Below are 26,155 nucleotides of genomic sequence, written 5' to 3' on the forward strand. Positions count from 1 at the left end.
TCCGGGACATGAACGCGATCGTGGGCAGCCACGACCTGCTGCTGGTGACGCTCGACACGCTCCGCTACGACGTGGCCGACGAGCTGATCAGGGCGGGGAGGCTGCCCACCCTGGCCCGGGCGCTGCCCGGCGGGCGGTGGGAACGCCGGCACAGCCCCGGCGGCTTCACCTATGCCGCGCATGCCGCGATCCTGGCCGGTTTCCTGCCCACCCCGGCCGCGCCGGGACCGCATCCCCGGCTGTTCGCGGCGGAGTTCCCCGGCAGCGAGACGACGGCCGAGGGCACCTGGGTGTTCGACGCGGCGGACCTGCCCGGCGGGCTGGCCCGGGCCGGATACCACACGGTCTGCGTGGGAGGGGTGGGCTTCTTCAACAAGCTCACCCCGCTCGGCTCCGCGCTGCCGGGACTGTTCGCCGAGAGTCACTGGGAGCCGGCGTTCGGGGTGACCTCGCCGACCTCGTTCGAGGCGCAGATCGAGTGCGCCGGGCGGGCGGTGCGGGACGCCCGGGGACCGGTGTTCCTGTTCGTCAACGTCTCGGCGCTGCACCAGCCGAACTGGTTCCATCTGCCGGGCGCCACCCGCGAGCACGGGGACGGGCGGGACACTCACGCCGCCGCGCTGGAGTACGTCGACCGGCACATCGGCAGGCTGTTCGCGCTGATGTGCAGCAGGCGTCCGGGCTTCGCGATCGTCTGCTCCGATCATGGCACCGCCTACGGTGAAGACGGATATATCGGTCATCGGATCGGCCACGAGGTGGTCTGGACCGTGCCCTATGGAGAGTTCACGATGGAACAGGGGGAATGGCGATGATCGCCGACGGCTCGGCCGGGGGTGGGCCGTACCAAAGCTATGTCTACGCCTACCCGCACAAAACCGCCTACCGGCCGCTGGACCCGCGCCCACCGCTGCGGCGGGTGTGGGAGGGCGAGCCGATGGACAGCCTCTCCCTCTACCTGCACATCCCGTTCTGCGAGATGCGCTGCGGGTTCTGCAACCTGTTCACCCGGACCGGCGCGCCGGAGGAGCTCGTCGCCGCCTACCTGGACGCCCTGGAACGCCAGGCCGGCGCCGTACGGGAGGCCCTGGACGCGGCCCTGGACGGCGCCCCCGGTGCCTCCGGCGCTCCCGGCGGTGCTTCCGGCGCTCCCGGAGCCCCGGCAGGTCCGGTGTTCGCGGTCGCGGCCGTCGGCGGCGGCACCCCCACCTACCTGAGCGCGGCCGAGCTCACCCGGCTGTTCGACCTGGCCGAGCGGACCATGGGCGTCGACCTGCGGGCCGTGCCGCTGTCGGTGGAGACCTCACCGGCGACCGCGACCGCCGACCGCCTGGCGGTACTGGCCGAGCGGGGCACCACCCGGATCTCGATCGGCGTGCAGAGCTTCGTCGACGCCGAGGCCCGCGCGGCGGTCCGGCCGCAGCGGCGCGAGGAGGTCGAGGCGGCGCTCGGCCGGATCAGGGAGGCCGGCTTCGAGACGCTCAACCTCGACCTCATCTACGGCATCGACGGGCAGGACGCCCGGTCGTGGCGTCACTCGCTGGACGCGGCGCTCGCCTGGAAACCCGAGGAGATCTACCTCTACCCGCTGTACGTCCGGCCGCTCACCGGTCTCGGCCGCCGCGCCCGTGACTGGGACGACCACCGGCTGGGCCTCTACCGGCGGGGACGCGACCACCTGCTCGCCGCGGGGTACGAGCAGGTGTCCATGCGGATGTTCCGGCTGCCGGCCTCCGCCCGTACGGCGGGCCCCGCCCACACGACCGGCTACTGCTGCCAGAGCGACGGCATGGTCGGGCTCGGCTGCGGCGCCCGCTCCTACACCTCCGCCCTGCACTACTCCCACGAGTACGCGGTCGGCACCCGTCAGGTGCGCGCCATCATCGACGACTACGTACGGCTGGAGCCCGGCGACTTCACCGCCGCCAACGTGGGGTTCCGTCTGGGGGACGACGAGCGCCGCCGCCGTCATCTCATCCAGTCCCTGCTCCAGGCCGAAGGGCTCGACCCGGACGCCTACCGGGCGCGCTTCGGCACCGGGGCGACGGCCGACTTCGGCGCCGAGCTCGACCGCCTCGCCGACCGGGGGTGGTTGGATACGGACGCCTCCGGGTGGCTGCGCCTCACCGCGGAAGGGCTGGCGCACTCCGACGCGATCGGCCCGGGGCTGTTCTCCGGCGCGGTCCGGGAGCTGATGGCGGGATACGAGCCGCGGTGACCGGACGAGAACGCCCCCGCGAACTACCCGTCCTCACGGTGCACGACCGCGCCGCTCACGATCAGGCCGCTCACGACGCGTGCGACCAGGACACCGCGGCTCACGACCGTGCCACTCACGGTCAGGCCGCTCACGGCGCGTGCGACCAGGACACCGCCGCGCGCGGCCACGACGCCGGCCACCTGACCGTCCTCTACCGGGGCCCCCTGTCCAGCTGCGACTACGACTGCCCCTACTGCCCGTTCGCCAAGCGCCGCGACGACCCCGCCCGGCTGCGCCGCGACCGGGCGGCGCTGGAGCGGTTCACCCGGTGGGCGGCGGAGCGCGACCACCCCATCTCGGTGCTGTTCACCCCCTGGGGTGAGGGGCTGGTCCGGTCGTGGTACCGGCGGGCGATGGTCGGGCTCAGCCACCTGCCGCACGTCCGGCGGGTCGCCATCCAGACCAACCTCAGCTGCCGCACCGCCTGGCTGGGCGAGGCGGACCTCGGCACCCTCGCCCTGTGGGTCACCTACCACCCCGGGCAGGTCGCCCACGAGCGGTTCCTCGGCCGGTGCCGCGAGCTGACCGGTATGGGCGTCCGTTTCAGCGTCGGCGTCGTGGGGCTGCCCGAGCACCTGGACCATGCCCGGCGGCTCCGTGACGACCTGCCCGCCGAGGTCTACCTGTGGGTCAACGCCGCCGAGGGGCACTCCTACACCGACGCAGAGGCGGCCGAGTGGACGCGGCTGGATCCGCTCTTCTCCTACAGCCGAACGCCGCACCGCAGCGCCGGGCGGCCGTGCCGTACGGGGGACACCGTCATCTCGGTGGACGGCGAGGGCACCGTACGGCGCTGCCACTTCGTCCCGGAGGTACTCGGCAACCTCTACGACGGGACGTTCCGGCCGCGCGCCCGGCCGTGCCCGGCGGCCCTGTGCGACTGTCACATCGGTTACGTGCACCTGGAGCCCACCGGCCTCTACGACGTCTTCGCCGGGGGGATCCTGGAGCGCATCCCCGCCTTCCACGGCCGGATCGGCTGATATCGGCTGAGACCGGAGACCGGATCGGGGCCCTCGCCGTCCCGCCGGCCGGTCCGGTCACCCGGAGGAGGCCGCCCGGCCACCGCGACGTGACGCCGGTCGTCGCCGGGATCCGCCCGCTCCCGCAGGAGCGGGCCGGCGCCCGTGCCGCCGGCCGGGGACACGGGCGGGCTCAGGTCTCCCTGTCCGGCCGGTAGTCGGCCTCGGCCATGCCGAAGGTCCAGGCCACGCCCTCGCGGGCGGTGCGGGTGGACGGCGGGACCCGCAACCAGTATCTGCGGAAGGTGCCGTCGGGTTCGGCGGTGGAGTTGACCACCTCGACCGTCGTCACCGGCTCGTCGTCCGGCAGGACGATCCGCCACAGCACGCCGGTCTCGTCGCGGTGCACGGGGACGGCGCCGGACTCGGCGAGGTAGCGGTCGTAGCCGAAGTGCTCCAGCATGACCCGGCGCAGCTCGGCGTTCTCCTCGGCGTCGATCCGCTGCACGGTCAGCGCCGCCATGGTGGCGGCGAAGCCGGCGGGGACCGGCATGCCGCCCCAGGCGTGCACGGCGAACCCGTCGGGGAACGACAGCGCCGGACCGTCGGCGCGGTGCAGGCGCGACAGCCCGTCGCGGTGCAGTCCGGCGGGGCGCTCGCACACGATGGCCACCCGCTCGAACGGCCACCACCAGCCCGCCGACCGCGCGACCCGGGCGAGCCCCTCCGTCTCCGGCCGCTCCAGGGCGTCGAACAGCGCCAGCCACGGCGCGTCGTGCTGGCCCAGCACGGCGTCCAGGGTCGAGGCGCGCAGCGCGGCGGCGGCGGTCTGCGACTCCTCCGCGGAGGCGACGCCCTGGCGGATCCGGGCCACCACCCCGTTCACCGGATCCCAGAGCCGCCCTCCGGTGAGGGCCCAGGCCAGCGCCCAGTCCGCCGGGCCCAGGGCGGCGTGCGCCTCCGCCCTGGCGCGCTGCCACGGGACGGTCCGCACCGCGTCGCGTACCGACCGGCCGGTGCCGGGCAGGGCGACGGCCCGGGCGCCGGCGAGGGGGGAGCCGACCCAGACGATCTCCTCCGGTTCGGCCAGCCCGGCGGCCCGGTAGGCCAGCCGTACGCCGGCCTCCGCCTCGGGACGGTCGGCGGGCCCGGCTCGGAAGGCGACCTCCTCCCAGCGGAGTGCGGAGGCGGTCAGGACGTCGGTGAGTTCGGTGGTGACGGTCATGCTCGGGGGCTCCTCAGTCGGCGACGACGCGGAAGGCGCCGGGGACGTACTCGCGCTGGCGTTGCACGCGGTACCAGCCCTTGGGCAGGGGGATCGCGGCGTGCTCCTCGTGGACGACGCGGCCGCCGCCGGGCAGGTGCAGGTGGTCGGGGTCCATCGGGCGCGGGCCGCGGACGAGAGTGCCGGGGCCCACCACCGCGTGGGCGTGTCCGGTGGCCTCGCCCAGCGCCAGGACCAGGCGGCCCCGGGCGTCGCGCGGCGCGGACGGCGCGGTCCTGGCTTCGGGCGGCACGGCGTCCTCGTCGACGGGAACGATCAGGATGTCACCCTGGCGGTACATCGGCGGTCTCCTCGCGGTCGGGATGATCGGAAACTAGCCGCCGTCACCGACATTTCCCGGCCGCGCGAAATCGGCCCCTGCCCTCACGAAAGCCGGTCCTGCCCTCACGGAAGCGACCCCGCTCTCACGGAAGCGGCCCCGCTCTCACGGAAGCGGCCCCGCTCTCACGGAAGCGGCCCGGCCCTCACGGAAGCGGCCCGGCCCTCACGGAAGCCGGTCCGGTGTTCTCCCCGGCCCGGTATTTCCTCCGGGACGGAACCGGAACCGGTGGATCCCGCGATAGACCGGAATGTGGATCTCTTCAGGACCAGGCGCCGCGAACCGCCACCGGCCGGCCCCGACAGCGACGACGCCGAGCTCATGGCGGCCGTCGCGGCAGGGCGGGTGGAGGCGCTGAGGCTGCTGCACCAGCGGCACGCGCCCTGGCTGCGGGCCCGGCTGGCCCGCCGTTGCGCCGACGCGGACCTGGTGGACGACGCGCTCCAGGACACGTTCGTGGCCGTCTGGCGGGACGCGCGCCGCTTCGACGCGGCGGGGGGTGAGGCGGCGGCGTGGATCTGGACGATCGCGATCCGCCGGCTGATCTCCGCCCTGCGCCGGGCCGGGGCCGCCGGTTCCGCCCGGACCGCGAGGCTCACAGAACTCGCGGACCTCGCGGGTCCGGCGGATTCCGTGAGGCCGGGCGAGGCGCGCCTGGTCACCGAATCCGCCGAGGACGCCGTGCTCGTCGGCGTGGAGCACGGCGACCTCGGCGCCGCGATCGCCCGGCTCTCGCCCGACCTGCGCGCCGCCCTGCAGGCCACCGTCCTGGACGGGCTGACCGTCAGGGAGGCGGCACGCCTCCTCGGCGTGCCCGAGGGCACCGTGAAGACCCGCGTCATGCGGGCCAAGGCACAGCTTCGGAGACATCTGGCGTGAAGGGGTATCTCGCATGAACGCGCAGTGGCACCTGCCGGCCGGGCTGACCGAGGGCTACGTGGCCGGCCGGCTGGACGCGGCACAGGTGATGTCGGTGGAGAGTCACCTCACCCGGTGCGGGCGGTGCCGCGCGGCGGTGCCGTACGAGCGGGAGTGGCTGGCGGAGAGCTGGGCGGCGATCGAGGACGTGGTGGGACGGCCCCGGCCGCGGCTCGCCGAGCGGGTCCTGCACCGGCTGGGCGTGCCCGGGCACCTGGCGAGGCTGGTGGCGGCCACCCCGGCGCTCGGCCGCGCCTGGCTGACCGCGGTGACACTGGTGCTCGCCTTCGCCGTCGTCTCCGCCCGCCTCGCCGTCCGCGACCCGGACGCGGTGCTGGCGTTCCTGGCGGCGGCTCCGGTCCTGCCGCTGCTGGGCATCGCGTTCGCCTACGGCCCGCGCGTCGACCCGGTCCACGAGGCGCAGGCCGCCACCCCGCTGTCGGGGCCGCGGCTGTTCCTGCTGCGGGCCGTGGCGGTGCTGGCCGTCGCGTTCGCCCTGACCGGCGTGGCCGCGCTGCTGCTGCCCCGCCCGTCCGTGCCGGGCGGCTCCGGCGCGGCCTGGCTGCTGCCCGCGCTGGCGCTGAGCCTGGCCGCGCTGGTGCTGTCCACCCGGGTCTCGCCGCTCGTCGCCGCCGCCGCGCTCGCCGCGGCGTGGTGGGGCGCGGTGCTGGTCTGCGGCGTGGCCGCCGGCGACCGGTTCCTGCCCTTCCAGCCGCCCGCCCAGACCCTGTACGGCGCGGCCGTCGCCCTGCTCCTTCCCCTGCTGTACGCGCGGCGCCGCCGCCTCGACCCCGGAGAACACCGTTGACCACGACCATCGACGTCCGGGCGCTGACCAAGCGCTACGGAGCCACCCCCGTCCTCGACGGGGTCGACCTGGGCGCCGGTCTCGGCGTGACCGGGCTGCTCGGCCCGAACGGCGCGGGCAAGACCACCCTGCTGCGCTGCCTGGCCACGACGCTGGCCCCCGACTCCGGTGAGATCCGCGTGTTCGGCCTGGACCCCGCCGACCGGGGACAGCGCACCGCGCTGCGCCGCCGCCTGGGGTACCTGCCGCAGAACCCGGGGGCCTACCCGCACTTCACCGTCTTCGAGCTGGTCGACTACGTGGCCATCCTGAAGGAGATCACCGATCGGCGGGAGCGTCACCGGGAGGTGCGCCGGGTGCTGGCCGAGGTGGACCTGTCCGATCGGGCCGCGACGAAGGTCCGCAGGCTCTCCGGGGGCATGCGGCAGCGCCTGGCTCTGGCCCAGGCGCTGCTCGGCGAGCCGGGCCTGCTCGTTCTGGACGAGCCGACGGTCGGGCTGGACCCCGAGCAGCGGATGCGCTTCCGGGCACTGGTCTCCCGGCTCGGCGAGGGCCGCACGGTGCTGCTGTCGACCCACCAGACCGAGGACGTCGCCGCCCTGTGCGAGCAGGTCGTCGTGATGCGCGGGGGGCGTGTCGTGTTCGTGGGGACCCCGGCGGGTCTCGCCACGGCGGCGTCCGGGCAGGTGTGGCTCTCGGAGCATCCCCCGGCGGCGTCGCGGCTGTTCTGGCGGACCGCCGACGGCCGCTACCGGACTCTGGGGGAGCGGCCGGCCGGCGCGGTCCCCGCCGAGCCGGCCATCGAGGACGGCTACCTGCTCCTCCTCGGTGACGCGGCGGGGGTGACGGCGTGAGGCTCTCCGCCGGACCGCGGGCGCTGACGGCCTCCGGCGGTCTGCGGGCGCCGACGCCCCCCGCCGGTATGTGGACGCTGGCGGCCTTCGAGACGCGCCGGCTGCTGCGCGGTCCGCTGCTGTGGGGGGCGGCGGCCCTGTGCCTGGGCCTGCGGCTGTACGCGGTCCGTGAGTGGCTGCCGGACCTGACCGTCGACCCGGTGAGCATGTCGGGCGCCATGCTGCTGCTCGCCGCCGCCGCCATGCTGGCCGCGCACCTCGCCGTCTCCCGGGACACCCGCGAGGGCATGCCCGAGTCCCTCGGCCCGCTGCCCGGTCGGGCAGCGGAGCGGACCGCGGCCGCGGTGGTCGCGGTCGTGGCCGTGAGCGCCGGGATCGCCGCGCTGACGATGGCACTCTACCTCGCGGCGCGGCTGGCCATGGGACCGGTGGCCGGGACGTTCGACCCGTACGAGGCGCTGGCGGGGGTGCTGGCGGTGCCGTTCGCCGCGGGGCTGGGCGCGGTGCTCGGCAGGTGGGCGCCCTGGCCGGTCGCGGTGCCCGCGGCGGTCTTCCTGCTGGGAGCGTTCACCTGGCTGAACGGCAACCAGGGTGGCTACGGCGGCTGGTTCCTGCCGGTGGTGCTGTTCCACGGCCCCGACTGGCCGGCCCGGCCGTCCGGTCTGCACGTGCCGTACCTGGTCGCGGCCGTCGTCCTCTTCGCCGCCGTGGCCCTGCTGCGGCACGGGGTCCGGCCGGCGCGGCTGGCGGCGGCGGTGACCGCCGTGGCGGTGGCGGTGCCCGCGGGGGCCGTCGCGACCGCCGCCGCCCCGGGACAGGCGGAGATGAACCCGCCTCTGACGCGGGGTACGGAGTTCACCGCGCGGCTCGTCCCGGCGCCGGTCCGCGACCGCTACTTCGGGCCGGACTCCCGCAGGTGCGAGAAGCGGGGCGTCGTCACCTACTGCGCGTTCCCCGAGTACGTCTCCTGGATCCCGCTGTGGGCCTCGGCCGTGGAGCCCGTCGTCGAGGCGCTGCCCCCGGCGGCGCGCGGCCGGCTGCCGGCCGTCCGGCAGTACTCCGACAGCTGGTGGATGGCCGAAGATCACGACGAGCGGTTCATCGGGACGTTCATGATGTGGGGGCGGGCCGGCGCGCGGGACGCTCACCGCACGGCGCTCGCCGCCCGGCTGGTCAACCGGTTCACCCGGCTGGAGGCCCGGACGAGTGCGGGCTGTGACGGGCGGGGGCAGGCCAGAACCGTCGTGGGTCTGTGGCTTCTCGGCCAGGTCGCGCCGCCGGCGCCCGCCGTGGAGAGCGAGCTGCAGATAGGGGGGTCGCTGTTCGAGACCCGGCTGTCGCCGCTGGGCGCGGCCCGCTACGGCGCGGCCGAGCTGGGCTACGCCCGCGAGCTCCTGGCCACGCCGGGAGCCCGGGAGCGGATCTGGGCGCACTGGGACACGCTGCTTGCGCCGGGCACGACGATCGAGCGGGCGCTGCCGCTGCTGGGACTGCACCCGGCTTTCGCCCCCGAGCCGGTCAGGGGGACGCCGTGCTCGTGATCCGCCTGGTGCGGCCGGTGCTCAGCGCGACCCACTGGACCCCCCTCGCGGTCGCCGCCGCCCTGTCCCTGCTGATCATCTCGATGGTGGACACCGGCGCGGGTCTGGGGTGGGGGACGGCGTTCACCCTGCTGCGGATGACGGCGGTGCTGCTGGGCGCGGCGGCCGCGTTCACCGTGCCCGACGCGATGGACGCCGACACCGCCGCCACCCCGGTGCCCCGCCGGGTGCGTCAGGGGCTGCGCTGCGCCCTGGGCGCATTGGGCGCCGGGGTGGTCTGGTCGGCCGCCTGCGTGGTCGCGGTGGCCAGGCTGCGCGCGGGAGACGAGCTGAGGGTGCCGGGGATGGCGCTGGAGGCGGCGGTGTGCGCCGCGGTAGGGCTGCTGTCGGCGTCGGTGGCCGCCCGGCTGCACTCGGGGAGGGTGGCCGGTCTCGCCGGGACGGGCGGCCTGCTCGCGGCCGTCTCGGTGAGCCTGGCGGCCCGGGGTCCGTACTGGCCGTGGCTGTATCCGCAGGAGGACAACTGGGAGGTGGTGCACCACGGCTGGCTTGCGACGCTGGTGGTCGTCACGGTGCTGCTCGGGCCGGCCTGCGGTGATCTGCGCTCGCGGTTCAGGCGGCCGGTTCGGCGAGGACCGCGCGGCCGAGGCCGGCCAGCACCTCGGTGGTGAGCCGGAAGGCGAGCCTGGCCTCCTGGACGATCCGCCGCCGCTCGTCCTCGTCCACGGGCAGGGCGTCCAGCCGGGCGCGGTACTCCTTCCTGAAGCGGGGGATGCTGCCGACGGCGTCGAAGCGGTAGGCGTCGGCCCCGCCGTCCGGCCCGTAGCCGTAGATCCGCCGCAGCTCCCGCCGGATGAACTGCCCGCCCGACAGGTCGCCCAGGTAGCGGGTGTAGTGGTGGGCGACGTAGCCGCCCGGCCAGGCGGCGGTCCGGTCGATGCGGGCGACCAGGGCCAGGGTCGGCGTCGATGGTTCGATCGCGGTCCGCCAGCCGGGGCCGAGGATCGTCTCCAGGTCGCGCGCCGACGCCTCCTCCCGGTACAGCTCCGGCAGGACGAACGGCGCGGCGACCGGATCGTCCGCCAGGGTCCGGGAGACGCGGTCGAGCGCGGCGTGGACGAAGTGGTTCTGGGCGACCATCGCGCCGTAGCCCTCCGGGCTGAGCCGGCCGGCCAGGAGCGCGACGAGATAGTCCTGGTTCTCGGCCGCGGCGTGGTCGTCCCGGGTGGCGTTCCTGAGCACTTCGGAGAACGGTGTCTCGATCGGTATCACTCCGTGGTGGAAGGGGGTTTACGCCGACATCGGCTACCCAGCCTCACAAAGCCCACCAAACCCGTCAAACTCGCGCCGATCATCCGGGTCCGGCGCGCCCGCCGCGGAACCACCCGACTTCCCGGTCCGCCCGTCACGGGCGTTCACCCCCCGGCCGTCCTCCCGCCGCGGAACCGTCCGCCCGCACGGGTGACGGACGCGACGAGGACCAGCAGTACGGCCAGCAGCGGCAGCCAGGCCAGCCGGTGCGCCAGCCAGGCCGGCCCGGTGGGCGCCTCCACCAGGCCGGGCAGACCCCCGAGACGCAGCGCGGCCAGCGCCGCCCCGGCGAGGACCGTCTGGTGCCACAGGAAGACGGTCATCGCCGACAGGTTCACCACCGCGATCGCCGCCCACACCCGGGGCCGCCGCGCCAGCCGGGCCAGCGGCTCGCGCACCAGCAGCGCCAGCCCTGTCTGCGCGATCCCGAAGCAGACCACGGCGAGCGTGGGCGGGCCGAGGTTGGACACCTTCGCCCCGGTGACGCCGACCATGCTCGCCGGATACCCGGCCCAGGCGACCAGCGCCGCCGTCCCGGCCGCGCCCGCCGCCAGCAGGCCCGCCGCCGCCCGGCGCGAGGCGAGCGCCCCGCGTGCCCAGGCGACGCCCAGCGCGTACGGCACCAGCCACCCGGCCACCACGTTCACCCATCCCGGCCAGGACGGCCCGTCGAGCCCGAACCGGATCACGTCCGTGGTGAGCACGGCGGCGGCGGCCGATCCGGCCACGGCGAGCGGCGCGGCCCGCAGCAGGGGTGTGGCCGCGGTGAGCGCGGCGAAGACCGCCAGGAACCACAGCGGCCCGGCCGTGGGCTGCACCAGCGACCTGACCGAGCCGGCCGGCATGCCGCCCAGTGCCAGCCCGGCGGCGGCGCCCGCCCACACCAGGACGGGCGGGCCCACCGGCCGCAGCAGCCGCCGCATCCTGGCCCGTGCCCACGCCCCGTATCCGGCGGCCGACCGCAGGCTCCGCTCCGCCGCGTACCCGCCCACGAAGAAGAAGACCGCCAGCGTCTGCAGCACCCAGGAGGCCGGCGTCAGCCAGGGCATGCAGGCGAGCGGGCTGGAGACGCGGACCGTCCCGCCGGGGCCGGGCGTCCACGCCGTGACCAGCCAGTGGCCGGTGACCACCCCGGCGATGGCCAGCGCCCGCAGCGCGTCCGCCCCGCGGTCCCGGCCGGCCGGGGTGGCGGCCTCGATCCGGGCGGCGACGGCGCTGAGACTAGCCACGGGACACCTCGCCGGTCCGGCCCAGGGCGATCAGGGTGAGGTTGCGCAGCGACTCGGTGCCGGGGTGCAGGTAGCCGCTGTGTCCCACGCCGCCCGCGGCGAACACGCGGGCCCCGAAGCCCGCCCCCGCCGGATCGGGCCCGAACCCCAGCGGTCCCAGCCGTACCTTCGGCACCCGGCGCACCCAGTCGCCGCTCCCACTGCCCGCCCACAGCGGGACGCCCAGCTCCGCCGCGGACGAGACGCCGAGCCCCGGGCTGCCGAAGACGGCGACGCTCTCCACACCCGACCCCCGCGCGGCCAGGGCGCACACCACCGAGCCGTAACTGTGGCACAGCAGGCTGACCCGCTTGCCGCGGAACCCCGTTCCGGCGAGGAAGCGCCGCAGCTCCGCCGCCCCCCTCCGGGCGGCCCGGTCGGTCAGCGCGCCGACGCTCTCCGTGGCCGGGCTGTCGTAGCCGAGCCAGGCGACCACCGCCAGCCGGGCCCCGGGGTCCAGCGCCCGCGCCTCGGCCAGCACGGTCCGGGCCCCGACCGCCGGCGTGCTGTACGGGTCGGCCCGGCCGCCGTCGAAGTTGGCGGCCGTGGTGTCGGATCCGGGGACGACGACCGCGACGCGTTCGGCCGCGCTCAGGTCGCCGTAGACGCGGACGATCCGGTCACCGTGGGCGGCGGGGACGGCCGTGTAGGCCAGGGCGGCGGCGACGACCGCGGTGAGTGCGCGACGGGGCATGGGACCTCCGGTCCGACAGGGGGATCGGACAGGACGCTAGGGATCCGGGCCCGTCGCCCGCGTCACCCCGCCGCGCTCACCTGCCCGGTCACCCCGTGGGGGGAGGAGGTCACCCCGGGACCGGTCACGCGGCGTCCCGGGGGCGCTCGCCGTACGAGGTTCCCGCCGGGGGCGTGTCCGGGCGCGCGGTGTCCCGGGGGCCGCTCGCCGTACGAGGTCCCTGCCGGGGGCGGCGTCCGGCCGCGCGAAGGGCCCCGGGGTCAGCCGCCGGGACGGACCAGGCCCGACTCGTAGGCGTAGACGATCGCCTGGGCGCGGTCGCGCAGACCCAGTTTGGCCAGGATGCGGCCCACGTGGGTCTTGACGGTCTGCTCCGACAGCACGAGCTGTCCGGCGATCTCCTGGTTGGAGCGGCCCTGGGCGATCAGCGTGAGCACCTCGGTCTCGCGCTCGGTGATGTCGGCCGGCCTGGCACGCGGGCGGCGCGGCCCGACCCGGGCGAACTCCGAGATCAGCCGCCGGGTCACCGACGGCGCGAGCAGCGCGTCGCCGGAGGCGACGACCCGGACCGCCTCGGCGAGCTGCTGGGCGGAGGCGTCCTTGAGCAGGAACCCGCTCGCCCCGGCCCGCAGCGCCTCGTACACGTAGTCGTCGAGGTCGAAGGTGGTCAGGATCAGCACCTTCGGCTTCGGGCCGTCGGCCTCCAGGATGGCCCGGGTGGCGGCCAGGCCGTCCATGACCGGCATCCGCACGTCCATCAGCACGACGTCCGGCCGCAGCTCGGCCGTCCGGGCGACGGCCTCGCGCCCGTCGGCGGCCTCGCCGACGACCTCGATGTCCGGCTGCGAGCCGAGGAACACGGTGAAGCCGGTCCGCACCATGCCCTGGTCGTCGGCGATGAGCACCCGGATCGTCATGCGCCGTCCTCCGCGTCTTCCATGATCGGCAGTATGGCGGTGACCGCGAAGCCCTTGCCGACCGGCCCGGCCCACAGTCTGCCGCCGATCATGGAGACCCGTTCCCGCATGCCGAGCAGGCCGTGCCCGGCGTTGCCCGGCGGCCGCTCGCGACCGCCGCCGGCGCCGTTCGCCACGTGGACGCGCAGCTCGTCGCCGGAGCGGGTGATCCGTACCGAGACGGCCGCGCCGGGTGCGTGGCGCATGGCGTTGCTCAGCGCCTCCTGGACGATCCGGTAGGCCGACAGGCTCACCGTCGTGGGCAGCCCCAGCAGGTCGCCGCCGAGCCGGAGCGTCACGGTGAGCCCGGCGGAGCGCGCGGTGGCGATCAGCTCCTCCAGGCGGCCGAGGCCGGGCTGCGGCGCGGTGTCGGCGCGCTCGTCGCCGTCGCGCAGCACGCCCAGCACGCGGCGCATCTCGGTCATGGCCGCCAGCGACAGCGCGCGGATCTCCCGCAGCCCCTCCTCCAGCGTCCCGGGGTCTCCGGCGGCCTTCAGCGGCGTGGCCTCGGCCTGGATGGCGATCACCGACATGTGGTGGGCGACGACGTCGTGCAGTTCCCGGGCGATCCTGGTCCGTTCCTCCAGTACGGCCTGCGCCGCCAGGGCCCGTTCGCTGCGCCGTTCCTCCTCCGCCAGCCGACCGGCGGCCAGGCGCCTGGTCCGCACGTTGTAGCCGAGGAGCGCGGTCACGGTGAGCATGACGGCGCCCAGCGCGATCAGGGGGTCGCCGGGCTTGACCGCGACCAGGGCGAGCATCGAGACGAGCCAGGCCCCGAGGACGGTCTCCCGGTCGCAGCGCACCGCCACCGAGTAGACGACCAGCAGGTAGGTGATGACGCCCGAGGAGGAGTAGGGCTGGGTGAACAGCCGGTCCATGAAGTGGGCGGCCAGAAGCATGCCGCCGGTGGCCAGTCGCCAGGCCGCCAGCGGCCACCGGTTGCGCAGCGCCACCGGCAGCGAGGAGACGAGCGCGCAGAGGAAGAGGACGTTCTCGTTGATCCCCGGAGTGGGGACACCCGGCTGGGGCGGCATGCCGTTGAGGGTCAGCAGGAGCGAGTAGCCGCCGGCGAACAGGATCCAGGCGAGCACCAGGTCGGCCACCAGGACCAGGTCGACGGTCCGGAACGGCAGCAGTCCCAGGAAGAGCGGAAGCCGGGGGCGGAGGCGCCGGGATCGGGGGAACGGCGGACCGGGTTCCCCTTTCACCAGGGCGCGGACCAGAGGCCGGGACAACCGGGGGAGGGCGTCGCGCAGGGGCACCGGCCCAGCCTAGGGAGATCGCGGACGGCTGTCGTCCCGCCCCGGGGTGATCCGTCGCGTACCTCTCGGGGGTGACCCTTCCCCGAAGCCCTTCGCGGCGATCCCCGGGGAGGTCCGCGCCGGGGGTGACCCCGGTGTGTCCCGCGAAACCGCCCGGGCGGTCCTCGGGCTTCCGAAGTCCTGCGGAGCCCCCGGCGACGGCCGCCCCGGGACTCCCGGGAGACTCGCCAGAGGCGTCGATTACAGAATTACGATCGCTCACGGCGAACACACTCAATCCCGGGAACATTTCCACGCTCCCATTAATTGAGTCGATGTAACTCAACCCTTGGAGTGCGCATGAGTGAGAGCTTGATCCTCCCGGTTCTCCCGCTCGACGACCAGGTCGTGCTGCCGGGAATGGTGGTCCCGCTGGACCTGTCCGAGGCCGAGGTCCGGGCCGCGATCGACGCGGCTCAGGCGCTCACCGAGAACAAGGGACAGGTCCTGCTCGTTCCCCGCATCGACGGCCGCTACGGCTCCGTCGGCGTCAAGGCCGTCATCGAGCAGGTCGGCAGGCTGCCCGGAGGTGAGCCCGCCGCCGTGGTGCGCGGCGTCGACCGCGTCCGCGTCGGCGCCGGCACGACCGGACCCGGCGCCGCGCTGTGGGTGCAGGCCACCGTCATCGAGGCCGTTCCGGCGGGCGAGCGCGCCGTCGAGCTGGCCAAGCAGTACAAGGCGCTGACCACCACCATCCTGCAGAAGCGGGGCGCCTGGCAGGTCGTCGACGCCGTCAACCAGATGGACGACCCGTCGGTCCTGGCCGACAGCTCCGGCTACGCCCCCTGGCTGGGCACCCAGCGCAAGGCCGAGATCCTCCAGATCGCCGACCCGGCCGACCGGCTGGCCAAGCTGGTCGAGTGGGCGCGCGAGCACCTCGCCGAGCTCGACGTCGCCGAGACGATCCGCAAGGACGTCCAGGAGGGCATGGAGAAGCAGCAGCGCGAGTTCCTGCTGCGCCAGCAGCTCGCCGCCGTCCGCAAGGAGCTGTCGGAGCTCAACGGCTCCTCCCCGGAGACCGAGGAGGAGGACTACCGCGCCCGCGTCGAGGCCGCCGACCTGCCCGAGAAGGTGCGCGAGGCCGCGATGAAGGAGGTCGACAAACTGGAGCGGACCTCCGACCAGTCCCCGGAGACCGGCTGGATCCGCACCTGGCTCGACACCGTCCTCGACATCCCGTGGAACACCCGGACCGAGGATTCGTACGACATCGCCGCGGCCCGCGCCGTCCTCGACGCCGACCACACCGGCCTCGACGACGTCAAGGACCGCATCATCGAGTACCTCGCCGTCCGCGGCCGCCGCGCCGCCCAGGGGCTCGGGGTCGTCGGCGGGCGCCGCAGCGGCGCCGTACTGGCGCTGGCCGGTCCTCCCGGGGTCGGCAAGACCTCCCTCGGTGAGTCGGTGGCCCGCGCGATGGGCCGCAAGTTCGTCCGCGTCGCCCTCGGCGGCGTCCGCGACGAGGCCGAGATCCGCGGCCACCGCCGCACCTACGTCGGCGCGCTGCCCGGCCGGATCGTCCGCGCCGTCCGCGAGGCCGGCTCGATGAACCCGGTCGTGCTGCTCGACGAGGTGGACAAGGTCGGCTCCGACTACCGCGGCGACCCCACCGCCGCGCTGCTGGAGGTCCTCGACCCGGCGCAGAACCACACCTTCCGCGACCACTACCTGGAGGTCGAGCTCGACCTGTCCGACGTGCTGTTCCTGGCGACCGCCAACGTGCTGGAGGCCATCCCCGGCCCGCTGCTGGACCGCATGGAGATCGTCACCCTCGACGGCTACACCGAGGACGAGAAGGTCGCCATCGCCCGCGACCACCTGCTGCCCCGCCAGCTCGACAAGGCCGGCCTGACCGCCGAGGACGTCGTCATCGGCGAGGACGCGCTGCGCCGGCTGGCCGGCGAGTACACCAGGGAGGCCGGCGTGCGGTCCCTGGAACGCTCGATCGCCAGGGTCCTGCGCAAGGTGACCGCCAACGTCGCGCTCGGCGCCGGGGAGCTGCCGGTGACGGTGGAGGACCTCGTCCCCTACCTGGGCCGCCCGCGGCACGTGCCGGAGTCCTCGCTCCCGGAGTCCCGCCAGCGTACGGCGGTGCCCGGCGTGGCCACCGGCCTGGCGGTCACCGGAGCGGGCGGCGACGTCCTGTACGTCGAGGCGTCGCTGGCCGACCCGGAGACCGGGGACACCGGACTGACCCTGACCGGCCAGCTCGGCGACGTCATGAAGGAGTCGGCCAGGATCGCCCTGTCCTACCTGCGTTCGCGCGGCGCGGAGCTGGAGCTGCCGGTGTCCTCCCTCAAGGACCGCTCGGTGCACGTCCACTTCCCCGCCGGCGCCGTTCCCAAGGACGGCCCGTCGGCCGGCGTCACCCTGATCACGGCCCTGGCCTCGCTGCTGTCGGGCCGCCAGGTCAGGAGCGACGTGGCGATGACCGGCGAGGTCTCCCTCACCGGCCGGGTGCTGCCGATCGGCGGGGTCAAGCAGAAGCTGCTGGCCGCCCACCGGGCGGGCATCACCACCGTGCTGATCCCGGCCCGCAACGAGCCCGACCTGGACGACGTGCCCCAGGCGGTGCGCGACGAGCTGACCGTCCACACGGTCAGCGACGTGCGCGAGGTCCTGGAGATCGCGCTCACCCCGGCCAAGGTCGCCGACCGCGCCGCGGCCTGACCCGGCTCACGGTCCCGGCCCGGTTCACCCGGCCGGGCCCGCCTCCCGCGGCCCGACCGGCCGCCCGGGGTACGGCCGGCCGCGTGCGGCCCGGCCGGCCGTACCCGTGACGGCCCGCCCTTTTCGAGAGGGCGGGCCGTCCGCCGTTCCGGGCGGTCGCGGCGACCCGGCCGGTCCTCGAAGGGCATAAATGGACAAATCATTCATTCGCTTGAATGGATGATCCGTCCATGCTGTCATGGGGGGCATGCTGTACGGCACGCCTCGGCTGGAGGCCATCGACGACAAGGTCCTCGGCGAGATCGAGGAGATGCGGCGCGACCTGAAATATCGTCTCGCGGAGACCCACCGCTGGGACGGGAAGCTCCGGCGCCACCTCCAGGCCCTGGCCATCCAGGGCTCGAACTCCATCGAGGGCTACCGCGCCAGCGTCGAGGACATCGAGTCGATCATGGCCGGTGAGGATCCGCTGGAGACCCCCGCCGCGGTGGCCAGGGAGATCTCCGGCTACCAGCAGGCGCTCACCTACATCCGGATCCTCTCCCGCGCCAGGGCGTTCCGGTTCGACACCGGCCTGCTCCACGCGCTCAACTTCATGATGATCGGCCACCACGTGGACAAGACCCCGGGCGCCGTACGGCCCGGCGGCATCTACGTCCGCAACACGGCCACCGGCGAGGTCGTCTACGAGGGCCCGGACGCCGAGGAGGTGCCGGAGCTGCTGGAGGAGCTGACCGACTGGCTGAACTCCGGCGACCTCGACGCGCCGAGCTACGTGCGGGCGGCCATGGCCCACTTCAACCTGGTGAGCATCCACCCCTGGCGCGACGGCAACGGCCGGATGTCCCGGGCGCTGCAGACGCTGGTTCTCGGCCGCGACCAGATCACCACCCCGGAGTTCTCCTCCATCGAGGAGTGGCTGGGCACCCTGGAGAACACGGTCGACTACTACCGCGCCCTGTCCGGCACACGGCGGGACATCCGGTGGAACCCGCACGGCGACATGCTGCCCTGGGTGCGGTTCTGCCTGCGCGCCCACCACCTCCAGGCCCAGCAGGTCGGGCGGCGGCTGGCCGAGGCGGGGGAGGTGTGGACGATGCTGGAGGAGCGCGTCGACGCCGACGGCCTGAACCCGCGGACCGTCTCCGCGCTCTACGAGGTGTTCGTCAACCGGCGGCTGCGCCGCAGCCGGTACCAGGCCGACGAGGCGCTCAGCCAGGGGCAGGCGGCCCGGGACCTGCGCGACCTGGCGGCCGGGGGGTGGCTGCGGCCGTACGGGGAGACCAAGGGGCGCTTCTACGCGCCCGGTCCGCGGATGCAGGAGATCAAGGACGGCTTCGCCGCGCGGGCGGTCCCGCTGCGCGACCCCTACCGCCACGCCTGAGCCGGTGGCGCGTCTCGCGGTCTCGGGGGAGACCTGACGCCCGGCTCCACCGGCCCCGCCGGGTGGTCGCCGTACGGCTTCGGGGGAGGCCGTCGCGGTCCTCGGAACGCCCCCCGGGAGGCCGTATCTCCGGTTCTCCCTGGTCAACCCTACTTTGGTAAAGTGACCTGAATCACATGAAATATCAGGAATAGGGCTTCTAAAGCATGTGTTGACGCCCACGTGAAGACGACGCGCCGTGCCGCCCCGACCTCGACGGACCGAGGGTCGTGTCGTGGCATGTGCATGTGCGGAACGCGCCGGACCCGCTCCGCGCGCTGACCCCGCCCCCGCCCCGTCCTCTTCGCGAACCCATGAAGGCCTCCACCATGACCTGCCCCGCGGACCGTCTCGTCCTGCGCCGTCTGAGTCACCTGCCCTTCCACCCCGGCACCCGCTAGCCCGTCCCCCGCTCGACGTCCTTTCTTCGACATCCGTTTGGGGGATTCACAGCTGTGATCGACGTGTCAGGCCTGCGCAAGGTCTACCGGGATCGTGGACGCGAGGTGGTCGCCGTCGACGGCGTCGACCTCCGGGTCCGCGAGGGTGAGATCTTCGGTGTGCTGGGCCGCAGCGGCGCGGGCAAGAGCACCCTGCTGCGCTGCGTCAACCTGCTGGAACGGCCCACCGAGGGCACGGTGACCGTGGCCGGCCGGGAGCTGACCGCGCTGGGGGAGGGCGAGCTGCGCCTGGCCCGCCGGGGCATCGGGATGGTCCACCAGCACTTCGCGCTGATGTCCTCCCGCACGGTCGCCGGGAACGTCGCGTTCCCCCTGGAGGTCATGAAGACCGGCCGGGCGGAACGCGCCCGGCGCGTCGCCGAGCTGCTGGAGCTGGTGGGCCTGGCCGACAAGGCGAAGGCGCACCCCGGGCAGCTGTCCGGCGGCCAGAAGCAGCGCGTCGGCATCGCCCGCGCGCTGGCGGGCAGGCCCGCGGTGCTGCTGTCGGACGAGGCCACCTCGGCGCTCGACCCGGCCACCACCCAGTCGATCCTCGCCCTGCTGAAGAGCCTCAACCGCGAGCTCGGCCTGACGATCCTGCTGATCACCCACGAGATGAACGTCGTCAAGTCGATCTGCGACTCGGCCGCCATCATGGCGGACGGCCGGATCCAGGAGTCCGGAGCCATCCCCGACCTGCTCGCCCGGCCGGGGTCCCGGCTGACGGAGGAGCTGTTCCCGCTTCCCCCGGCCGAGCCGGGCGCCGTCACGATCACCTTCGCCGGTCAGGCCGGCGAGCCGGTGATCTCGCAGCTGGTCCGCAAGTTCGACGTGGACGTCAACATCCTCGGCGGGGCGCTGGAGGAGGTCGCCGGGGTCTCCGCCGGACGGCTGCGCGTGCGCCTCACCGGCGGCGGCAGGGACGCCGCCCTCGCCCACCTGTCCGAGCGCGGCCTGCTGGTGGAGGAAGCCCGATGACCTGGGACGAGATGGCCCCCCTGCTGTGGGAGGCGACCTGGCAGACCGTCGAGATGGTCGCCTGGTCCACGCTGTTCACCGTGCTGATCGGGCTGCCGCTCGGCGTCGCGCTGATCGTCACCGACCGCGGCGGGCTGCTGCCCTCCGGGCCGCTGAACCGGGTGCTCGGGCTGGTGGTCAACATCGGCCGCTCGCTGCCGTTCATCATCCTGATGATCGCGGTGATCCCGCTGACCCGGATGATCGTCGGCACCACCATCGGCACGACCGCCTCGGTGGTCCCGCTGACCCTCGGCGCCGCGCCGTTCTTCGCCCGCCTGGTGGAGACCGCCCTGCGCGAGGTCGGCGACGACAAGGTGCAGGCCGCCCAGGCCATGGGCGCGAGCCGTACGACGATCGTCGGCAAGGTCCTGCTGCCGGAGGCCATGCCCGGCCTGGTCGCGGGCCTCACGGTGACCGTGGTCGCGCTGATCTCCTACTCGGCGATGGCCGGCGCCATCGGCGGCGGAGGGCTGGGGGACCTGGCCATCCGCTACGGCTACCAGCGCTTCGAGACCTCACTGATGATCGTCACCGTCGTCGTCCTGATCGTCATCGTGCAGCTCGGCCAGATGCTGGGCGACTTCGCCGCCCGCCGCCTGGCCCGCCGCTGACCTTCCGCGCCCCCGCGCCCCCCGCGCTCCTCCCGTCCCCCCGGGGTCCCGCCGAGACGGGTTCCCGGAGGGCCGGCCGTACCTTTCCCGTCCCCCGGAGGCCCCGCCGCGAGCGGGCCGCCGGACGCCGTATCCACAAGGAAGCACACCATGCGCAAGCTCATCGGAATCGTCTCCGCGATCATCGCGCTGACCCTGGCCCTGGCCGCCTGCGGCTCGGGCTCGTCCGGGTCCGGCGGTGAAGGCACGACCTCGGCCTCCGACGTCCTCAAGGTCGGCGCCAGCCCGGTCCCGCACGCCGAGATCCTGAAGTTCGTCAAGGACAAGCTCGCCGCCAAGGAGGGCCTGAACCTCGAGATCGTCGAGTTCACCGACTACGTCCAGCCGAACGTCCAGCTCGATGACGGCCAGCTCGGCGCCAACTACTTCCAGCACAAGCCCTACCTGGACGATTTCAACTCCTCCAAGGGCACCAAGCTGACCTTCGTGCAGCCGGTCCACCTGGAGCCGCTGGGCCTGTACTCCAAGAAGATCACCAGCCTGGACGCGCTGGGCTCGAACGCGACCGTCGCCGTGCCCAACGACGCCACCAACCTCGGCCGGGCGCTGAAGCTGCTCGCCGACAACGGCGTGATCACCCTGAAGGAGGGCGTCGGCACCGCCGCCACCGAGCGTGACGTGACCGGCAACCCCAAGAACCTGAAGTTCCAGCCGCTGGAGGCCGCGCAGCTGCCCCGCTCCCTCGACGACGTGGACGCCGCCGTCATCAACGGCAACTACGCCCTGGAGGCGGGCCTGAAGCCGGCCGAGAACGCGCTGGTGCTGGAGAAGTCCGAGAACAACCCCTACGCAAACGGCCTGGTCGTGGCGGCCGGCAAGGAGAAGGACCCGCGCGTGGTCAAGCTCGCCAAGCTGCTCGCCGGTCCCGAGGTGAAGCAGTTCATCGAGCAGCGGTACAAGGGCGCGGTCATCCCCGCCTCCTGACCCCGCGCCGTGCCGTACGGGCCCACGGCCGTTCCGTACGGTTCCGCGGCGTTCCCCGTGCGAGTCTCGCGCCCGTGCCGTTCCGCACACCCCGCGCCACGCGCGTGCCGCACGACCGGGCCGCGGCCTCCGGACACCCGGAGCCGCGGCCCGGTCGTCTCTTCTCACCGGGCAACCGGCAGAGTAATGTTCGGTTTCATGCACCCGGGAGCGATCGCCGCCACCTCGCCGGACAAGCCCGCCGTGATCATGGCCGACTCCGGGCAGGTCGTCACCTACCGTGAGCTGGACTCCGAGTCCAACCGGCTGGCCCACCTCCTCCGGGCCGCGGGACTGCGGCCGGGCGACCACATCGCCTTCATGCTGGAGAACCACCCGCTGTTCCTGACGATCGCCTGGGCCGCCCACCGGTCGGGCCTGTACTACACGGCGATCAGCTCCCGGCTGCGGACCGACGAACTGGCCTACATCGTCGACAACTGCGGGGCGCGGGTCTTCATCTCCTCGGCCTCCCTGGCCGACGTGGCCGCCTCCGTCACCGCCCTGACCCCGAAGGTCGAGCTGCGGCTCATGCTCGACGGCGTCCCGGAGGGGGCGGAGGGGTTCGCCTCCTACGAGGAGGCGGTGGCGGCGCACCCGCCCACCCCCGTCGCCGACGAGTGCCAGGGCGCGGACATGCTCTACTCCTCGGGCACCACCGGCCGCCCCAAGGGCGTCAAGCCCACCCTGTCCAAGGCGCCGCTGGACGCGCCCGGCGGCCTGCTGCAGCTCGTGCGGCTGCTGTTCGCGCCGTCGGCCGACAGCGTCTACCTCTCCCCGGCCCCGCTGTACCACGCCGCCCCGCTGCGGTACTGCATGACCTTCCAGCGGCTCGGCGCGACGGTCGTGGTCATGGAACGGTTCGACCCCGAGCGGGCCCTCGCGCTCATCGAGAAGTACGGCGTGACCCACTCGCAGTGGGTGCCGACCATGTTCATCAAGATGCTCAAGCTGCCCGCCGAGGTCCGCGCCCGCCACGACCTGTCGTCGATGAGGTGTGCCATCCACGCCGCCGCCCCCTGCCCGATCCCGGTCAAGGAGCGGATGATCGGGTGGTGGGGGCCGATCATCCACGAGTACTACGCCGGCACCGAGGGCAACGGCTTCCTGCACGTCGGCTCCGAGGACTGGCTCAAGCATCCGGGCACGGTCGGCCGCGCCCTGCTCGGCGTCGTGCGCATCCTCGACGAGGAGGGGGAGGAGCTGCCGCCGGGCGAGCACGGCACGGTCTACTTCTCCGACGGGCCGCGGTTCGTCTACCACGGCGACGAGGCCAAGACGGAGGCGTCGCGCGATCCCCGCGGCCGGGGCTGGACCACCCTCGGCGACATCGGCTACCTCGACGAGGACGGCTTCCTCTACCTGACCGACCGCCGCTCCTACATGATCATCTCCGGCGGGGTGAACATCTACCCGCAGGAGGCGGAGAACGTCCTGTCGGTCCACCCGAAGGTCGCGGACGTCGCGGTCTTCGGCGTCCCCGACGAGGAGATGGGCGAGCAGGTCAAGGCCGTCGTCTCGCCGGTCTCGATGGACCTGGCCGGTCCCGCGCTGGAGGCGGAGCTGATCGCCTACTGCCGGGAGCGGCTCGCGCCGTACAAGTGCCCGAAGTCGGTGGACTTCCGCGAGGAACTGCCCCGCCACCCCACCGGAAAGCTCTACAAGCGCCTGCTGCGCGACGAGTACTGGCCCACCGGACGCTGACGCGCGCCGTCGCGGCCCGTTCCCGGGCGGCTCACCCCGCGCGGTCCGCCCCCGGGCGGCTCACCCCGCGCGGTCCGCCCCCGGGCGGATCGTCCCGCGTGCGGCCCGCCCTGTAGGGTCCACCCTGTACGGCCCTTCCACGTGGCCCGGCGTGATTTCCGTCACCGATCTCCGGGGCCGGCAGGACCCGCTGACCACGGCGCATAAAGCCCGCGTCAGAAGAGCGCTTCTTTCCCGATCATCCTCTTAACCTGGTCTTACACCCTCTCCGGCATCTTTGGATGCACTGGAGTCACCGGTCGCCGCCCCGGCTCGGCACGGGCGGACGCGAGGAGTTGGGGAGCAGGACATGGAACCGAACAAGGATGGGCAGGACACCACCCCGGCCGATGTGACCGGCTGGAGCCAGTTCGGCAAGGTGCCGCCGCGAGCGGGAGGCTTCGCCGCCTCCAGGGCCGAAGGCCCGCAGCCGACGATGATCCACCCGATGCCGGAGACGCTCACCGCCCCGGCGCCCGGAGCCGTCCCCGCCCAGCGGACGCGGCTCACCGCCGCACAGAAGATCGGCGCGGGGCTGGCGCTGGCCGTGGCGGCCGTCGGGGGCGGCGTGGTCGGCTCCGTCGCCACGGCCTCGTTCGACGACGGTCCCACCGCGGTGCCGGCCGCGGTGTCGGCGCCGCTGGCCGCCCCGGCCGGCAACGTGACCACGGTCGCCGACGTCGCCGCGGCGGTCCAGCCGTCGGTGGTGTCCATCCAGGTCAAGACCTCCGGAGGCAGCGGCGAGGGGTCGGGCGTGGTGCTGACGGCGGACGGCATGATCCTGACCAACAACCACGTGGTCGAGGCCGGCGGGCAGGGCGGCGAGGTGACCGTCAAGTTCAGCGACGGCAAGACCGCCACCGCGCGGGTCGTCGGCACCGACCCGGCCACCGACCTGGCGGTGATCAAGGCGAACGACGTCTCCGGCCTCACCGCCGCGTCGCTCGGCGACAGCGACAAGCTCAAGGTGGGCGACTCCGTGCTCGCCGTCGGCAGCCCGCTGGGCCTGTCCGGCTCGGTCACCGCGGGCATCGTCAGCGCCCTGGACCGTACGGTGACCGTCGGCGGCCAGCAGCAGCAGCCGCAGCTCCCGCCCGGCTGGGGCGGCGGCTGGGGCGGCGGGCAGCAACAGCAGCAGTCCGCGAGCGGGCCCACCACGATCGGCCACGCGATCCAGACCGACGCGGCGATCAACCCCGGCAACTCCGGCGGCGCGCTGGTCGACACGCGCGGCCAGGTCGTCGGCGTCAACTCGGCCATCGCCACCAACGGCGGCGAGGGCAACATCGGCGTCGGCTTCGCCATCCCGATCAACACGGCCAAGCAGGTGGCCGACCAGCTCATCAAGAGCGGCAAGGTCTCCCACGCGTTCCTCGGCGTGAACCTCGCCCAGGCCACCGGTGACGCGGCCGGCGCCCTCGTCGCCCAGGTCACCGCGGACAGCCCCGCGGAGAAGGCCGGGATCAAGCAGGGCGACGTCATCACGAAGATCGGCAGCACCGCGGTCGACGGCCCCGACACGGTGGTCGGCGCGGTGCGCGGCCTCAAGCCGGGCCAGGAGGTGTCGCTCACCTACGTCCGCGACGGCCGTGAGCAGAACGTCCGGGTGACCCTGGAGGAGAAGACCACCACCTCCTGACGACCCGACACGCCCGGCCCGCCGTACGCCCGGCCGGACCGCCCGGTGGCACGCGCCGCCGTACGGCCCGGCGGACCGGCCGGGCCGTACGGAGAGAGCCCGGGGACGGATGCTGCTCACTCCCTGGAGAAGGACGTGCCGCCGGAAGGAGGGGATCCGGCGGCACGTCCTTGTGTTTCACGATGCGCTCCCGGTGCTCTCCCGGTGCGGGAAGGGCCCGCGACGCCGGAGTGGAGGGCGGTCCGGAACGGCTCCGGGCCGGATCCGGGCGGGGGAGCGATCCGGACCCGGCCCGTGGGCGCGGTCGCCTCAGGAGAAGCGGCGGCCCTCGTCGCGGCGGTAGGCCCAGACGGCCAGCGCCCCGGCCACCACGGTCCACACCGCGAGCATGACCAGCGGAAGCATCCGGGGCGCGGGCCCGCCGACCGCCGCCCAGACCAGCTCGGCCCCGCCCCGGGTGGGCAGGTAGGGGGCGACGGCGGCGATGAACGCGGGCGGGTCCGTCGGGCTCATCAGCAGGCCGCCGCCCACCGCCATCGGCAGCAGCACGAGCTGGACGACCGCGATCGCCGCCTTGGCCGGCAGCAGATAGCCGACGAACAGCCCGATCAGGGTGAACGGGACCGACGCGACGAGCAGCGCGCCCAGGCCGAGCAGCAGCTGCGACGGGGTCACGGTCGCCTCGGTGAGCGTGGCCGCGATGACGAGCACCGGCAGGATGCCGAGCAGGGTCATGATCAGCCCGTTGAGGATGTTGGACCCGAACCTCGGCCACGGGCCCGCCGGCAGGGTGCGCATGTACGGGTCCCACGGCTGGGCGCGGTCGTCGGCGACCCCGAGGCCGTGCGTGAACAGGGCGGTGGACATCACCGAGAACGTCATCATCGACCCGGTCGCGAGGGTGGCCAGGAGCGGGTCCTCCCCGGTGAACGGGACGACGAAGAACAGCATCGAGGCCGAGGGGAAGAAGGTGTTGCCGACCACCGCGATCGGTACCCGGATGGTCTCCAGGAACCGGTACTTGGTGTGGGTCAGGAGGAGCGACGACATGGGGGCGTCCCTTTCTCGGGAGCGTGGGAACCGGGGATTCCCGGAAGTATGAGAGCCGG

Annotated in this window: 23 protein-coding genes; 15 read left to right on the forward strand and 8 right to left on the reverse strand. The window is 73.9% G+C overall.

Annotation, left to right across the window (positions count from 1 at the left end; all coding sequences use genetic code 11):
- The first annotated feature begins 8 nt into the window (after positions 1–8).
- The 3 genes from ACFYSC_RS18850 (at position 9) to ACFYSC_RS18860 (ending at position 3,243) form a co-directional block, all read left to right on the forward strand.
- Positions 9–815 carry an STM4013/SEN3800 family hydrolase gene (locus ACFYSC_RS18850; protein WP_389962873.1) on the forward strand — a complete coding sequence of 269 codons (807 nt, stop codon included), beginning with the start codon at positions 9–11 and terminating at the stop codon, positions 813–815.
- Positions 806–2,218, forward strand: coding sequence for an STM4012 family radical SAM protein (locus ACFYSC_RS18855; RefSeq protein WP_389962876.1), 1,413 nt, complete (start codon positions 806–808; stop codon positions 2,216–2,218). Before ACFYSC_RS18850 ends, ACFYSC_RS18855 begins: the two co-directional genes overlap by 10 nt.
- Positions 2,219–2,400: 182 nt before the next feature.
- Positions 2,401–3,243, forward strand: coding sequence for an STM4011 family radical SAM protein (locus tag ACFYSC_RS18860; protein WP_389963562.1), 843 nt, complete (start codon positions 2,401–2,403; stop codon positions 3,241–3,243).
- A gap of 172 nt (positions 3,244–3,415) precedes the next feature.
- Here the strand turns inward: ACFYSC_RS18860 and ACFYSC_RS18865 are convergent, their stop codons facing one another.
- Together ACFYSC_RS18865 and ACFYSC_RS18870 are read right to left on the reverse strand one after the other, a co-directional pair.
- The gene (locus ACFYSC_RS18865) at positions 3,416–4,447 is read right to left on the reverse strand and encodes a DUF6745 domain-containing protein (RefSeq protein ID WP_389962879.1); all 1,032 of its coding nucleotides are present in this window, start codon (positions 4,445–4,447) and stop codon (positions 3,416–3,418) included.
- A 13-nt stretch (positions 4,448–4,460) separates the two neighbouring features.
- Positions 4,461–4,787, reverse strand: coding sequence for a hypothetical protein (locus tag ACFYSC_RS18870; protein WP_362938161.1), 327 nt, complete (start codon positions 4,785–4,787; stop codon positions 4,461–4,463).
- A 291-nt stretch (positions 4,788–5,078) separates the two neighbouring features.
- Between ACFYSC_RS18870 and ACFYSC_RS18875 the strand changes: the two genes are divergently transcribed.
- Genes ACFYSC_RS18875 through ACFYSC_RS18895 form a run of 5 tightly spaced genes read left to right on the forward strand, consistent with a single transcriptional unit; the run spans position 5,079 to position 9,618 of the window.
- On the forward strand, positions 5,079–5,705 hold the full coding sequence (locus ACFYSC_RS18875; RefSeq protein WP_389962882.1) for an RNA polymerase sigma factor: 627 nt from the start codon (positions 5,079–5,081) through the stop codon (positions 5,703–5,705).
- Between the two features lie 13 nt (positions 5,706–5,718).
- Positions 5,719–6,552 carry a zf-HC2 domain-containing protein gene (locus ACFYSC_RS18880; protein ID WP_389962885.1) on the forward strand — a complete coding sequence of 278 codons (834 nt, stop codon included), beginning with the start codon at positions 5,719–5,721 and terminating at the stop codon, positions 6,550–6,552.
- Positions 6,549–7,406 (forward strand): ATP-binding cassette domain-containing protein, encoded by an 858-nt coding sequence (locus tag ACFYSC_RS18885; protein WP_389962888.1) that lies wholly within the window; start codon positions 6,549–6,551, stop codon positions 7,404–7,406. The genes ACFYSC_RS18880 and ACFYSC_RS18885 overlap by 4 nt, the downstream gene beginning before the upstream one ends.
- Positions 7,403–8,947: a hypothetical protein gene (locus ACFYSC_RS18890; RefSeq protein WP_389962891.1), complete on the forward strand. Its 1,545-nt coding sequence runs from the start codon at positions 7,403–7,405 to the stop codon at positions 8,945–8,947. Before ACFYSC_RS18885 ends, ACFYSC_RS18890 begins: the two co-directional genes overlap by 4 nt.
- Positions 8,938–9,618: a hypothetical protein gene (locus tag ACFYSC_RS18895; RefSeq protein ID WP_389962894.1), complete on the forward strand. Its 681-nt coding sequence runs from the start codon at positions 8,938–8,940 to the stop codon at positions 9,616–9,618. The genes ACFYSC_RS18890 and ACFYSC_RS18895 overlap by 10 nt, the downstream gene beginning before the upstream one ends.
- Here ACFYSC_RS18895 and ACFYSC_RS18900 read toward each other — a convergent pair.
- The 5 genes from ACFYSC_RS18900 to ACFYSC_RS18920 all read right to left on the reverse strand — a co-directional run bounded on the left by ACFYSC_RS18900 (position 9,560) and on the right by ACFYSC_RS18920 (position 14,438).
- Complete coding sequence (locus tag ACFYSC_RS18900; protein ID WP_389962897.1) at positions 9,560–10,189, reverse strand: heme oxygenase (biliverdin-producing); 630 nt, start codon at positions 10,187–10,189, stop codon at positions 9,560–9,562. The two genes, ACFYSC_RS18895 and ACFYSC_RS18900, sit on opposite strands and share 59 nt — an antisense overlap.
- A gap of 173 nt (positions 10,190–10,362) precedes the next feature.
- Positions 10,363–11,487: an acyltransferase gene (locus ACFYSC_RS18905; RefSeq protein WP_389962900.1), complete on the reverse strand. Its 1,125-nt coding sequence runs from the start codon at positions 11,485–11,487 to the stop codon at positions 10,363–10,365.
- Positions 11,480–12,220, reverse strand: a complete 741-nt coding sequence (locus tag ACFYSC_RS18910) for an alpha/beta hydrolase (RefSeq protein ID WP_389962903.1) — start codon at positions 12,218–12,220, stop codon at positions 11,480–11,482. The genes ACFYSC_RS18905 and ACFYSC_RS18910 overlap by 8 nt, the downstream gene beginning before the upstream one ends.
- 260 nt (positions 12,221–12,480) lie before the next feature.
- A complete protein-coding gene (locus ACFYSC_RS18915; protein WP_389962906.1) occupies positions 12,481–13,137 on the reverse strand; it encodes a response regulator in 657 nt (218 codons plus the stop codon).
- On the reverse strand, positions 13,134–14,438 hold the full coding sequence (locus ACFYSC_RS18920) for a sensor histidine kinase (protein WP_389962909.1): 1,305 nt from the start codon (positions 14,436–14,438) through the stop codon (positions 13,134–13,136). The genes ACFYSC_RS18915 and ACFYSC_RS18920 overlap by 4 nt, the downstream gene beginning before the upstream one ends.
- 339 nt (positions 14,439–14,777) lie before the next feature.
- Here ACFYSC_RS18920 and lon point away from each other — a divergent pair, with 339 nt between their 5' ends.
- The 7 genes from lon to ACFYSC_RS18955 all read left to right on the forward strand — a co-directional run bounded on the left by lon (position 14,778) and on the right by ACFYSC_RS18955 (position 25,046).
- A complete protein-coding gene (gene lon / locus ACFYSC_RS18925) occupies positions 14,778–17,147 on the forward strand; it encodes an endopeptidase La (protein WP_389962912.1) in 2,370 nt (789 codons plus the stop codon).
- Between the two features lie 238 nt (positions 17,148–17,385).
- The gene (locus tag ACFYSC_RS18930; protein WP_389962915.1) at positions 17,386–18,531 is read left to right on the forward strand and encodes a Fic family protein; all 1,146 of its coding nucleotides are present in this window, start codon (positions 17,386–17,388) and stop codon (positions 18,529–18,531) included.
- A gap of 494 nt (positions 18,532–19,025) precedes the next feature.
- Complete coding sequence (locus ACFYSC_RS18935; protein WP_389962918.1) at positions 19,026–19,988, forward strand: methionine ABC transporter ATP-binding protein; 963 nt, start codon at positions 19,026–19,028, stop codon at positions 19,986–19,988.
- Positions 19,985–20,641, forward strand: coding sequence for a methionine ABC transporter permease (locus ACFYSC_RS18940; RefSeq protein WP_362938117.1), 657 nt, complete (start codon positions 19,985–19,987; stop codon positions 20,639–20,641). The genes ACFYSC_RS18935 and ACFYSC_RS18940 overlap by 4 nt, the downstream gene beginning before the upstream one ends.
- Before the next feature lie 150 nt (positions 20,642–20,791).
- Complete coding sequence (locus ACFYSC_RS18945; RefSeq protein ID WP_389962923.1) at positions 20,792–21,625, forward strand: MetQ/NlpA family ABC transporter substrate-binding protein; 834 nt, start codon at positions 20,792–20,794, stop codon at positions 21,623–21,625.
- 198 nt (positions 21,626–21,823) lie between these two features.
- Positions 21,824–23,368 carry an AMP-binding protein gene (locus tag ACFYSC_RS18950; RefSeq protein ID WP_389962926.1) on the forward strand — a complete coding sequence of 515 codons (1,545 nt, stop codon included), beginning with the start codon at positions 21,824–21,826 and terminating at the stop codon, positions 23,366–23,368.
- Between the two features lie 349 nt (positions 23,369–23,717).
- Positions 23,718–25,046, forward strand: coding sequence for a S1C family serine protease (locus ACFYSC_RS18955; RefSeq protein ID WP_389962929.1), 1,329 nt, complete (start codon positions 23,718–23,720; stop codon positions 25,044–25,046).
- A 309-nt stretch (positions 25,047–25,355) separates the two neighbouring features.
- Here ACFYSC_RS18955 and ACFYSC_RS18960 read toward each other — a convergent pair whose 3' ends face one another.
- Positions 25,356–26,096 (reverse strand): ABC transporter permease, encoded by a 741-nt coding sequence (locus tag ACFYSC_RS18960; protein WP_389962932.1) that lies wholly within the window; start codon positions 26,094–26,096, stop codon positions 25,356–25,358.
- Positions 26,097–26,155 lie beyond the last annotated feature (59 nt).

It is taken from the genome of Streptosporangium sp. NPDC004379 (genome assembly GCF_042873875.1).
Taxonomy (GTDB): domain Bacteria; phylum Actinomycetota; class Actinomycetes; order Streptosporangiales; family Streptosporangiaceae; genus Streptosporangium.